This is a genomic window from Endozoicomonas numazuensis (assembly GCF_000722635.1).
GTDB classification, from domain to species: domain Bacteria; phylum Pseudomonadota; class Gammaproteobacteria; order Pseudomonadales; family Endozoicomonadaceae; genus Endozoicomonas_A; species Endozoicomonas_A numazuensis.
This window is the reverse complement of record NZ_JOKH01000005.1, coordinates 320,056-332,601: the sequence shown is the minus strand read 5'-3', so window position 1 is coordinate 332,601 and position 12,546 is coordinate 320,056. Positions and strand designations below refer to the sequence as shown.

The following is a 12,546-nucleotide window of genomic DNA, read 5'->3' as shown; positions in this document are numbered from 1 at the left end:
TTTATGTCTCAAGGGAAGCTGCTTCCAACAGAACTTCATTTGTAAGTCTTAATCCCAATCTGACGGATCGTCTTCAATATTTTCGTCTGTTAACCACTCATTTGCTTCGGATAAAGGCATAGTGCCACTCAAATCAGTTTTTTTAGTTGTTAACACTTCTTTTGCGTTATTTAGATGTTGTGTCAGCATGGGGTGAGCACCTTTAGGAGGACTCTGATCGCGATTGTAGATTTGGGGTATGATGCTTTTCATGAAATCTTCATCATCCAGTGGTTGAGATACATCAATAGTCTCAGGGTTCTGGCCCGTAATGACGCATAGATACAGAAAGATATAAGCCAGGACTTCATGATTAGCATCAGTTGGTGGCAGTTGTTTTTTAAGTAACTGAATGGCAGTAGCTATCAGCACAGAAAGCATTTCAGGGCTGTCGCAGTGGGCAAGATTATGGCTGATATCTTTGAACAAACGATCAGGGACTTTGTGTAAATGCAGGTCTTGTTTCATTTCTTTTGCATCTGAACGTTTATCGAAAAGTTTTGCTACTAAATTCTGTATTTCAGCCTTGGACAGCAATTGTGTACTTTTAACTTTACTGCTTTTTCCTTTCTGCTGAAGTATCTGAATACTGGATGCCATAGAGAGTACTGTGAACATGGCTTCTCTTCGATCGTCAATAACTTCTGACTCAACGTAGCCTCTTTCTGGCAGAGGAACAGGTGTCAGCAATGCTATGACTTCACCAAGGCTTCTGTGCCTCAGTAGAATGCGACCTTTCTCAGGATTAAGAAACTGTCTTGTCTCTACTTTTTTGGCTCTTCGGGGTTTAGGAGATGGGCTCCCCAAACGTGGCTGTGTTGTGGACTGCTCTTGGCTGACTTTAAGTTCAACATCTTCCTGAATAGATTCCAGGCCTCTCCCTTGTAGCTTGTGAGGCTTTTTACGTTGAGGGGGAGGTGAGCTTTGTTTATAGCCAATGGCTCTTTCATCCTTTGGGTTCATTCTATCCATTGCGATCTTTTTTCCCTTCTGTTTTTTCTAAACTCTTCACCTTATTTCTGATGGGCTCTTTCGACCCAATGAATAGTTTGTTGGAAATCCACCTGTCGTGACGCCCCCGGCCATAGTCACATACCTTGTGATGATGGTATTAATAATAGTCAAGCTATAGCCCATGCAGAGCTATAGCTGTCATTGGTCAATCAGGATTTCTTAAGGAACTTGCTAACCAGAACAATTCTTACACCGTTGACTCTGCCTTCTATATGCTCTGGGTTGTTGGTCAAAGATATGTTTTTGACAGTCGTTCCACGTTTGGCTGTGAACCCTGCTCCTTTAACATCCAGATCTTTGATCAAGGTTACAGTATCCCCAGCTTCCAGACGGGTGCCATTACTATCCAATGTTGGAGTTGAATCTTCTTCATCGGAAACGCCCGCCTCTGCCCATGTCTTAATATCATCTTCCAGATACATCATATCCAGTAGATCCTGGGCCCAGGGTTCAGATGCAAGCTGATTGAGTATGCGCCATGCCATCACCTGAACAGCAGGAACCTGGCTCCACATGCTGTCATTCAGACAACGCCAATGCTTGGTATCGATATTTTCAGGCTGGTTAATCTGACTGAGGCAGGTTCTGCAGACTAATACATGGCTTACAGCAGAAGATTCTGGTGAATCTGGAACGGCGTAAATGGATAGCTCATCATTAGAAGAGCAGAGCTCGCACTTGGAGTTACTGCGTTGATGCAGAGTGTTTTCAATCGACATATATAAGTACTGGTTTAACAAGGAAGGAAGTGGTCAGAGATTATGCCCCCTTTTATATAGGGTGACTAATTCCAGAAAATTATCACAGCAGACTTCTATATTTCCTGAAGACCGTGAGTAGCAAGGTCTTCAAGGTATCTGTCGCACGAAAATAGGTGTTATCCGATATTTCTGGAAGGGGGGGGTAGGAGTAACCTATGTCCATCGATCGGGGTAGAGATGTACCGGCTCGGTAGCCAGGTTGTTATTGCAAGAGCAGTATATTGCAGTTGTTAGCAGATGTCCTGGTGAGTGCAGTTATGCACATCTCGCTGAACGAGGTTTTTATCTTCTGGATAGAATGTTCAGCGATGTTTTCAAGACCTTTATTTCCCTTCCATGAAATGATCGCTTGACAACGACCGGCGCCACGGTAAGATGAGCGCCTCGCTGAACGGCGACTCACATTGAGCGAGTGCTGATTCAGCCGATTAAAACCTTCCGGTTCTAATCCAGTTCTTTAACAAATTATCAGACAATTCGTGTGGGCGCTTGTGCGAATGGCATCAGTCAACAAAAGTTGTTCTCAATAGAGAGCGCTTTTGAATGATTTAAAATGCTGATCAAGCAAGTGAACATACTCGTTAATTCAGCTCTCTCACAGAGAGTTAAATAAATGTGACGTTTAATTGTAAGATTGAGCAGTTTGGCTTCGGCTAAACAACACGATTTAAACTGAAGAGTTTGATCATGGCTCAGATTGAACGCTGGCGGCAGGCCTAACACATGCAAGTCGAGCGGTAACAGAACTAGCTTGCTAGTTGCTGACGAGCGGCGGACGGGTGCGTAACACGTAGGAATCTGCCCAGTAGTGGGGGATAGCCCGGAGAAATCCGGATTAATACCGCATACGCCCTAAGGGGGAAAGCAGGGGATCTTCGGACCTTGCGCTACTGGATGAGCCTGCGTCGGATTAGCTTGTTGGTGGGGTAAAGGCCTACCAAGGCGACGATCCGTAGCTGATCTGAGAGGATGATCAGCCACACTGGGACTGAGACACGGCCCAGACTCCTACGGGAGGCAGCAGTGGGGAATATTGCACAATGGGCGAAAGCCTGATGCAGCCATGCCGCGTGTGTGAAGAAGGCTCTAGGGTTGTAAAGCACTTTCAGCGAGGAGGAAAGGTTGTACGTTAATACCGTGCANTTTGGGTTATATGGTCAAGTGACTAAGCGTACACGGTGGATGCCTTGGCAGTCAGAGGCGATGAAGGACGTGGTAATCTGCGAAAAGTCTTGGGGAGCCGATAAACAGGCCCTGATCCAGGAATGTCCGAATGGGGAAACCCACTCACACAAGTGAGTATCCTTTACCTGAATACATAGGGTTTAGGAGGCGAACCCGGGGAACTGAAACATCTAAGTACCCGGAGGAAAAGAAATCAATTGAGATTCCCCTAGTAGCGGCGAGCGAACGGGGATTAGCCCTTAAGCAATTTACGGCGTTAGTGGAAGGCTCTGGAAAGTGCCGCCATAGTGGGTGATAGCCCCGTACACGAAAACCCGTTTAGTGTGAAATCGAGTAGGTCGGGACACGAGAAATCTTGACTGAACCGTCTTCGGACAAGGGGGGACCATCCTCCAAGGCTAAATACTCCTGACTGACCGATAGTGAACCAGTACCGTGAGGGAAAGGCGAAAAGAACCCCGTTGAGGGGAGTGAAATAGATCCTGAAACCGTGTACGTACAAGCAGTGGGAGCAGAAACTCTCTTTTAAGAGAATGTTCTGTGACTGCGTACCTTTTGTATAATGGGTCAGCGACTTATTTTCTGTGGCAAGGTTAACCGAATAGGGAAGCCGTAGCGAAAGCGAGTCTTAATAGGGCGTAAAGTCTTTAACGAGACAAAGAGTCGCAGTGAATAGACCCGAAACCGGGCGATCTATCCATGAGCAGGTTGAAGATCAGGTAACACTGATTGGAGGACCGAACCCACTGTCGTTGAAAAGCCAGGGGATGACTTGTGGATAGGAGTGAAAGGCTAATCAAGCCCGGAGATAGCTGGTTCTCCTCGAAAGCTATTTAGGTAGCGCCTCGTGTCTCACCATTGGGGGTAGAGCACTGTTTGGGCTAGGGGGTCATCCCGACTTACCAACCCCATGCAAACTCCGAATACCAATGAGTGCAATCACGGGAGACACACGGCGGGTGCTAACGTCCGTCGTGGAAAGGGAAACAACCCAGACCGTCAGCTAAGGTCCCAAAGTAATAGTTAAGTGGGAAACGATGTGAGAAGGCCCAGACAGCCAGGAGGTTGGCTTAGAAGCAGCCACCCTTTAAAGAAAGCGTAATAGCTCACTGGTCGAGTCGGCTCGCGCGGAAGATGTAACGGGGCTCAAACTATTCACCGAAGCTACGGGTTCAACACTTTGTGTTGAGCGGTAGAGGAGCGTTCTGTAAGCCGTTGAAGGTCAACTGGGAGGTGGGCTGGAGGTATCAGAAGTGCGAATGCTGACATGAGTAACGATAAAGGGAGTGAGATCCTCCCTCGCCGGAAGACCAAGGGTTCCTGCGCAACGCTAATCGGCGCAGGGTGAGTCGGCCCCTAAGGTGAGGTCGAAAGACGTAATCGATGGGAAACAGGTTAATATTCCTGTACCCCTTTTGACTGCGATGGAGTGACGGAGAAGGCTAGGCCAGCCCGGTGATGGTTATCCGGGTTTAAGGTGGTAGGCAAGGGAATCAGGTAAATCCGGTTCCCTCTTTCAAAGAGAATGCCGAGAACTGATGACGAACTGACTACGGTCAGGAAGTGGTTGATGCCATGCTTCCAGGAAAAACTTCTAAGCTTCAGGTCAAAAGGGACCGTACCCGAAACCGACACAGGTGGTCAGGTAGAGAATACCAAGGCGCTTGAGAGAACTTGGGTGAAGGAACTAGGCAAAATGGCACCGTAACTTCGGGAGAAGGTGCGCCGCTATTGGTGATCGGACAGCTCTTTATGGGCTAATGCTCCGTAAGCTGATGGCGGTCGAAGATACCAGGTGGCTGCGACTGTTTATTAAAAACACAGCACTGTGCTAACACGTAAGTGGACGTATACGGTGTGACGCCTGCCCGGTGCCGGAAGGTTAATTGATGGGGTTATCTTCGGAGAAGCTCTTGATCGAAGCCCCGGTAAACGGCGGCCGTAACTATAACGGTCCTAAGGTAGCGAAATTCCTTGTCGGGTAAGTTCCGACCTGCACGAATGGCGTAACGATGGCCACGCTGTCTCCACCCAAGACTCAGTGAAATTGAAATCGCTGTTAAGATGCAGTGTATCCGCGGCTAGACGGAAAGACCCCGTGAACCTTTACTACAGCTTCACAGTGGATCTTGATGTTGCTTGTGTAGGATAGGTGGGAGGCTTTGAAGTGTGAACGCTAGTTTGCATGGAGCCAACCTTGAAATACCACCCTGGCAATATTGAGGTTCTAACTCAGGTCCCTGATCGGGATCGAGGACATTGTGTGGTGGGTAGTTTGACTGGGGCGGTCTCCTCCCAAAGAGTAACGGAGGAGCACGAAGGTTGGCTAAGCACGGTCGGACATCGTGCGGTTAGTGTAATGGTACAAGCCAGCTTGACTGCGAGACGTACATGTCGAGCAGGTACGAAAGTAGGTCATAGTGATCCGGTGGTTCTGAATGGAAGGGCCATCGCTCAACGGATAAAAGGTACTCCGGGGATAACAGGCTGATACCGCCCAAGAGTTCACATCGACGGCGGTGTTTGGCACCTCGATGTCGGCTCATCACATCCTGGGGCTGAAGCCGGTCCCAAGGGTATGGCTGTTCGCCATTTAAAGTGGTACGCGAGCTGGGTTTAGAACGTCGTGAGACAGTTCGGTCCCTATCTGCCGTGGACGTTGGAAGTTTGAGGAGAGCTGCTCCTAGTACGAGAGGACCGGAGTGGACGAACCACTGGTGTTCGGGTTGTGTCGCCAGACGCATTGCCCGGTAGCTACGTTCGGACGGGATAACCGCTGAAAGCATCTAAGCGGGAAGCCCCCTTCAAGATGAGACTTCCCTGAGCCCTGAGGCTCCATAAGAGACGTTGAAGACTACGACGTTGATAGGCTGGGTGTGTAAGCGTTGTGAGGCGTTGAGCTAACCAGTACTAATGACTCGAGAGGCTTGACCATATAACGCCAAAGCGATTTATGCAGCGAAGCTGCGGGTTTTAAAGTTTTAAGGCTGTAAAGCTTTAAGGTTTTAAGACAAGCCATACATAAAGAGTGTACAGCAAGAAAACAGCTGATTAAGTACAGGATTCCAGAATCGAGTTCAAAGCGAACTTTACAGCCTTACAGCTTTAAAGCCTTACAGCTTTAAAGCCTTACAGCTTTTGAACCTTCGGTTCAAACCAGTTTTGCCTGGTGACCATAGAGTATTGGAACCACCTGATCCCATCCCGAACTCAGTAGTGAAACGATACATCGCCGATGGTAGTGTGGGGTTTCCCCATGTGAGAGTAGGTCATCGCCAGGCATTGAATAAGATAAAGCCCGATCAGGAAACTGGTCGGGCTTTTTTTTGCGTCTGCAGATTATAAAAATACCCTGATGCTTACGTACTTTAACGTGAGTTTCTCTGGTTCCCATGCTCCAGCGTGGGAACCCAACCCCATCTATCATGCTGCAAAGTCTGATTTTTGTAGCGTATGCATTCCCACGCTGGAGCGTAGGAACGAGGTTTATGTCACACAGCTTGGGGGTCTCTGGTTCCCATGCTCCAGCGTGGGAACCCGTACCCATCTATCATACTGCAAAGTCTGATTTTTGTAGCGTATGCATTCCCACGCTGGAGCGTAGGAACGAGGTTCAAATGGCATCTCTGGCTCCCATGCTCCAGCGTGGGAACCCATACCCATCATTCTGCGAAATGACATAGGTTTCCACGCAGGCAAATGGGAGCCAGAAAAAAGAATAAAAGAAAAACTGGACAAAAAAACACGACCAACAAAAATTGCCTTTCCAGCTTTCCAGCTTTCCAGCTTTCCAGCTTTCCAGCTTTCCAGCTTTCCAGCTTGATCAGAACTGACTCTTCATCAAATTCAAAGTTAAGAGAGTTGGATACTGACGTCGTTAAAAATTGACTTACACTGAATAAATACAGGATGTTGTAATACTAAAAAATGATCAGGGACCGATCATGCGTCACTTAATACTTCTGCTCTTGATTCTTCCTTCTTTCAGCTGGGCGATGCTTGAAGTTCCTTTTTATCAATCGGGCTGGCCTAAAGGGGATTATCAAAAAAATTGTAAAGAGTGTCGTCTTGAAGATAATCGTCTGATCTGTTCCTGTGAGGCACCGGATAAAAAGTTCTACAAGCGTTCTTTGGATCTTTCTTTATGCAGTCTTAATATCGTATCGGTAAAAAAAGGTATTTTGCATTGCGAGACGGATTTGAGCTTTATTCCTGATGATCCTGTCGTTGAAGATGATCTGGAAGAGGAGTTTTCAGATTCCATAGATCCTGCTGATGGCCTTCCATTAGGCAGTTATCGAAATTACTGTGAACCCTGCTCGATTGAGGATGGGATTCTGGAATGTAGCTGCAAGATCGATGGTTGGTTCTGGGATTCAAGCTATAAAGCAACGCTGCCATTGGAAAGCTGTGAGGAGTCAGACAAGGTATTGTACTCCGGAGGTCTTTTGTTCTGCTCCTTGGATAGCTTTCTTTCATTTCATGAGCTGGGTTCATCCTGCAGAAACTGTAAATTACTCAAAGGAACAAAGCTGAGTTGCCGTTGTGATAAAACCCCTTGTGGCTGGAGCAGTACTGATATTAAAAAAGGCAGGAACAAGGTGGCAGCCTCCTTGAGCTCTATCCAGAATTGTTCGGCAGAGATCAAAAACTGCAACGGGGTATTGAGGTGTGGAGAGTGCCGAACCTGGGACTATTATGATCAGACTGTCCTGAGCAGGCCTGTAGAAGGTAAACACCCCAGAAACGGTTACTGTTATCCGAACTCAATCTGGTAAATAGCAGTATTTTCTAATCCCAAAATGAGCCTGAGAGAGTGAAATGCTGGAAATCGTCAATAATCCAAAAGAGACCAGCCGTTTAAGCTGCCAAATGACCGTGACAGAAGAAATGCACGGTCTGGTCGTCCACCTGCCTGAGTCTCAGTATTAACCAAGAAGCCTGTTGGACTTAAGACAAAAGCATAAGTCCGAACAGGCTCCTAAGGCCTGATCATCAGGGCTCAGACCCCTATTTTCCTTTTACTGGATGAGGAACTCATCCGCTGACTTAATGTCCAAGTAGTAGTATTAATGACCTCGTCAGATAGTAAAAGGAAGTACTATGACTCTGAATATGTTCCAGTCCTGTTCTTTCAGGCAGCTGTTTATGGCTGCCACTTTCAGTATGACCCTGTTCTGCCCACCAGCCAGTGTCGCCGATGTGGACGAGTTACTCCATACACCGGGTCAACAAGCAGCCTACAGCCTGTTTCTGGCCATGCAATCTCTCAATACAGCCCCGATCAATGAGTCTGGCGATATACTGCTTGTAACATCAGCACCTTTTGGCCTTGGTGATATAACCTACCTGGTCAAACTGAAGCAAATCATTAAACACCAGCTGGGACTCGATTCAATCAAGATTGCGTTTTTCAGTGATAAGGAGACTAAAAATAAGGCTGTGCAGGTCTTTGCTGACCAGTTGGGTGAGGATTACCTCTGGATCGATACATCAGACAATTCGATTTTTGATGACGAGGGCGTGAGTGGGCTCAAGAACAACCTGTTAAATCTGGTTGAGAAAAGCCGCTTCTCCTTTTTTATTTCCAGCTCGGATCTAATGGATTTTTACGTGGAGGCTCAGGCAGTCTCTCCCGAAAAGGTCTTTTATCTACCCTGTACCTTGCACTTTGACTCGGATGGTCTGGACTTCAGTAGCATTACCAAACTCAAGGTCTCTCTTGAGGACCAGCGACAAAAGATGATCGATCACCGCAACAAGCTGGATACCTACAGCAGCAGCTTGCTCGAGCTTAGTCGCTTTGACTTTATTGGGGACTGGGATTATTGGAACACCGGCTATGGTGATCAGACACCTATCAATGAACTTCAGTCTTACCTAAGCCAGGAGCTTGAGTATTCTGACAGTGATGATGGTTCAGCCATCCTGAGAGAACTGAGGGCTGAAAATTCTTGCAGTGTTAACTCGCTGTTCAAAGACTGCACCTTTAACTCCCTGAGATTTGGTTTCAGTGATAACAACGTTGGCATCTACCGCGACCCTGCTGTCGATAAACTGCTGGCTAAGGGGTTAACAGCCATAGCCGAGCAGCTGGTTCAATCCATCAACCCGAAGTTTCTCCAGCGTTTGACTCATACTGACGACACTGAAAAACAAAAGGCTTTCTTTGAACAGCCAGGGCAATATTTCTTTGCGTACCAGCATGACATTACTGCGAAGCTAAATCTGATCCATGCGGCAATACACTCGGTAGATTCAGCGGAAGGCCTCAAGTTTGTTATGCCTCTGTCTTATGATGCACTGACGGATCCTCTGGTAAAGGAGTCTCTGCTAAAAGCCGGAATCAGTAGAGTTTGCTTCTGGGACAAGGATTCCGACGATTTTACACTCATCCATTTATCCTCTACAACACCCGGCGTCAGTATCGATATTTTGAGCCCTTACCCACTGGCTCATGAGAACAGCCTTGCCTTGATGTATTTCTCGGATGTTCTGGTGGGAACAACCGGCAACAGCAGTCTTTTCCAGGCTCTGCAAATGAACAAGCTGGTTAACCAAGAGTTAATCTGGTTCCACAGCCGCATTACTGATGACTTGGCAAAACAGGCTGAAGGGACACCTCTTATTCAGGACTACTATCAAGCGCTCGCTCCACAAAGGCAGGGAAAAGCGGCTCGCACTCTGCGGGAACAGCCAGAAAGAGTGTTCGAATTTAACAAAGCATTGGTCGATAAGCTGGATTCGTCAGGTCTGTTCCAGCTGATGGTGCAAAGCCTGACAGGCTCTACCACTCCAGCAACCCAGGCCCTCAAAGAGTTTGACAGTTTATGCAACCAACTGGGCTTGGCTGGTGCTCTGAACCAGATCAAAGGGCTGACCCCATCGTATCTGGATGTTATTGCCACCAGAGTCATCATTGAGCATGACCTGAACTGGCACGAGCAAGCCGACCACTTAAGCGACAACTTATCTGAACGCAAAAGCCAGCTGGAGCTGTTGAAAAAGCTGGCAGAACAAATCAACAACCCGGTTCTGCAAAATATCATGCATCAGACACTCGAAACAATGGCTGATGCTCTGGTCGGTCTTCCCCAAACAGTGATTGACAGGGAACTCTGAATACCAGGTCAGGTTCTAAAGGAAAACAGGTCATTACAAGGATGTATGCCATGAAAACTCTATCAGCAAAAGCCTTACTCATTTGTTTGTGCAGCGCGTTTATGACGGTCTCTGTCATTGCTACAGAAGTCATGTTCGGCGACTCGATGGATAAGTATGAGTTTCTCAAAATAGTAGGAACACATTTGCCCACAGATCGCTTCTGTTCAAAGGATTTGCCTCAACGTCCACAGCAAACCCCGGTCATGTTGCTGGGCAAGCATTTCAGGAACCCACTGCAAGCCGAAACCTTCAAGCTGATGCTCGCTAATTTACCGCTGCACAGCAGAGTATCCAACCAACATCATGCTTTATTATTCACCAATAAACTGCCCGACGGTCTGGGCGATTACTCCTACATTCACAAGGTTTCCCAGCTTGTGCAAGATTATGACCCGGCACTGAAGGTAGACGTTATGGCCGAGGTTTATGAGGATGACATTGCCAAGTTAACCGAAATTTTCCAGGGCGATTATCAGCGCCACTGGGCCATTCGACCCACTATTAATTATGAATACGACTTTTCAGATGATAATTTGACTGAAACCGTTGCAGACCTGGAGGGTGATGAGGAAACAACCTTATGCAATCAAGAAGAATTAACACTGGGAAGTGTCTCTTACTCAAGCACTTCCGAGAGTTCAGAAATCTTTGAGATTCACGCTGGCATCAATGAAGCTCAGCAAGACATCTTGTTAAATACAAACTCGGAAGGTACGGTTTCAGACGAGCAAGATGATGACGAAGCTGCTTCCTACAATGGCACCTGCTATCTGAATCAAACAGATTCATTCAGCTCCTCTATAGCCGAGGCAGAGGAGTCAGTTCTGCACAGTCCTACCTACTCGAATATCTCAGAAGTTAAAAAAATCATCGATAACAGCGGCTTTACCCTGTTTCTGGCAGCGCCTCCAGATATCTTCGATTCAGACCCGTGGCTGATTAACAACAATGGCTTTTATATTGGGGAAATTATAAACGATCCGGATCGTTTGATGTCCTGCAACAGTGATACCTGCCGACGAGCCAACCGGTTGGACTTTGCCAATGTCAGCCTGGAAGAACTGATTTTATATGAAGAGCAGATACAGGGAGAGCCCAAGAAAACAGACCTCTACACCTCAAGCATGCTTCAGGTGCTCACAGAGTTTTTGAAGAAGAGAGAAGATGACCCTGAACTGATTCAGGCACAGTACACCGACGAAGCACTCTTGTCAGTAATGACTCGTCACAACACCTGTAGCCCAACAACGCACTTTACTGTATGCGAATATGTACCCAGATTTGGCTTTGGCTTGTATGACATAGGCTTTATTCACGATAAATCACTGGCTGAAAAACCCTTGTACAGCCGACATGAAAGTCCATCATCCTGGCTCAATGACTTGCTAACAGTCAGTCCGGACTTACTGGAAGCCCTGACTGGCAAAGCGATCCAGTCTGAAGCGATTCACGCAATTGCTGAGAAGTCTGATTACTACCTGGGCTACATGAAGCGATTGCCAGGGCAATTATCCTTTATTCAGTCCATTGGATTGGCTCGCTCTGAGGCCAAACTGACCTTCGTAATGCCTATTTCTACAGACGATTTGCAGAACAGTGAAATGGTTCAGGGGCTGAAACAAGCCAATATTGCCACTGTGAAACTTTGGAGCACAGATAATGGCTGGCAGGACTTCGTCTACGATAATGATCAAAAGAAGGGTCGTACGATCACGATTATTAATCCATATCCGCTGCCCCAACAGCAACTGGAAGCTCTGACGTTCTTTGCCAACAGCATTGTTGGCTCAACGGGCGACCACAGTATGTTCAGCACGATTTCCATGGGCAAGCTGCCTTTTCAGGAAACGGTTGAGCATCAACCTTATTTGAAGCGAACCCTGCTCAGTCTTGCTGAAAGGGAAGAAATCAAAGCCTTCTATCGTTCCAGTAACCCCAGCGAGATCGCCGAGAGCATTGTGAGCCTGGAGGCTAACCCGGTCTGGATTCAGACATTTACCCAAAGTCTGATAGACCAGTACAGCTCGAATGAACTGATCACCCAGATGATTGAAACCGGGATAGAGCCGTCACAGGCTATCAAACAACTTTTGTCTTCTATTGATGCGCTGAGCCAAGGCAGCGAAATTGACCAGGAAGTCTTTATTCAAGGCTTGGGTGAAGATGAAGCCGACATCGCCAGACTGAGGCTGATATTCAACCATATCAAGCAACGTGAGCAGGCTACGGATTATTTACCGCTCACTATGGATAAGGAAGGCGGCGATCACTCTATTGCCTTTCTCAAGAAGCATAGGGACAGTTTGAATAGCAGTTATCTTCAGTATTTTCTGAATGAAGTGATCAGGGATTTTACGATTAAATTCGTTCAGTAAATGTTTTC

The 12,546-nt window shown here is 47.1% G+C and carries 5 protein-coding genes, 1 rRNA gene and 1 other annotated feature; of the genes, 4 read left to right on the top strand and 2 right to left on the bottom strand.

What is annotated here, in order from left to right:
• Positions 1–48: 48 nt before the first annotated feature.
• The gene (locus tag GZ78_RS20425) at positions 49–1,011 is read right to left on the bottom strand and encodes a hypothetical protein (protein ID WP_152558858.1); all 963 of its coding nucleotides are present in this window, start codon (positions 1,009–1,011) and stop codon (positions 49–51) included.
• A 191-nt stretch (positions 1,012–1,202) separates the two neighbouring features.
• A complete protein-coding gene (locus tag GZ78_RS20420; RefSeq protein WP_034840196.1) occupies positions 1,203–1,772 on the bottom strand; it encodes a PhnA domain-containing protein in 570 nt (189 codons plus the stop codon).
• Between the two features lie 719 nt (positions 1,773–2,491).
• Positions 2,492–5,934, top strand: a sequence feature (most likely nonfunctional fraction of RNA operon).
• Between the two features lie 230 nt (positions 5,935–6,164).
• Between GZ78_RS20420 and rrf the strand changes: the two genes are divergently transcribed.
• The 4 genes from rrf to GZ78_RS20385 all read left to right on the top strand — a co-directional run bounded on the left by rrf (position 6,165) and on the right by GZ78_RS20385 (position 12,538).
• Positions 6,165–6,280: ribosomal RNA gene (gene rrf, locus GZ78_RS20410) — 5S ribosomal RNA — on the top strand.
• A gap of 663 nt (positions 6,281–6,943) precedes the next feature.
• Positions 6,944–7,777 (top strand): hypothetical protein, encoded by an 834-nt coding sequence (locus tag GZ78_RS20400; RefSeq protein ID WP_034840193.1) that lies wholly within the window; start codon positions 6,944–6,946, stop codon positions 7,775–7,777.
• Between the two features lie 325 nt (positions 7,778–8,102).
• On the top strand, positions 8,103–10,121 hold the full coding sequence (locus GZ78_RS20390) for a hypothetical protein (protein ID WP_034840192.1): 2,019 nt from the start codon (positions 8,103–8,105) through the stop codon (positions 10,119–10,121).
• A 50-nt stretch (positions 10,122–10,171) separates the two neighbouring features.
• Positions 10,172–12,538, top strand: a complete 2,367-nt coding sequence (locus GZ78_RS20385) for a hypothetical protein (RefSeq protein WP_152558857.1) — start codon at positions 10,172–10,174, stop codon at positions 12,536–12,538.
• Positions 12,539–12,546: the final 8 nt, after the last annotated feature.

Bases quoted from the DNA above. Each gene is read 5' to 3' on its own strand.
- GZ78_RS20425 (WP_152558858.1), bottom strand. From the start codon at position 1,011: ATGGATAGAATGAACCCAAAGGATGAAAGAGCCATTGGCTATAAACAA.
- GZ78_RS20400 (WP_034840193.1), top strand. From the start codon at position 6,944: ATGCGTCACTTAATACTTCTGCTCTTGATTCTTCCTTCTTTCAGCTGG.
- GZ78_RS20385 (WP_152558857.1), top strand. From the start codon at position 10,172: ATGAAAACTCTATCAGCAAAAGCCTTACTCATTTGTTTGTGCAGCGCG.
- GZ78_RS20390 (WP_034840192.1), top strand. From the start codon at position 8,103: ATGACTCTGAATATGTTCCAGTCCTGTTCTTTCAGGCAGCTGTTTATG.
- GZ78_RS20420 (WP_034840196.1), bottom strand. From the start codon at position 1,772: ATGTCGATTGAAAACACTCTGCATCAACGCAGTAACTCCAAGTGCGAG.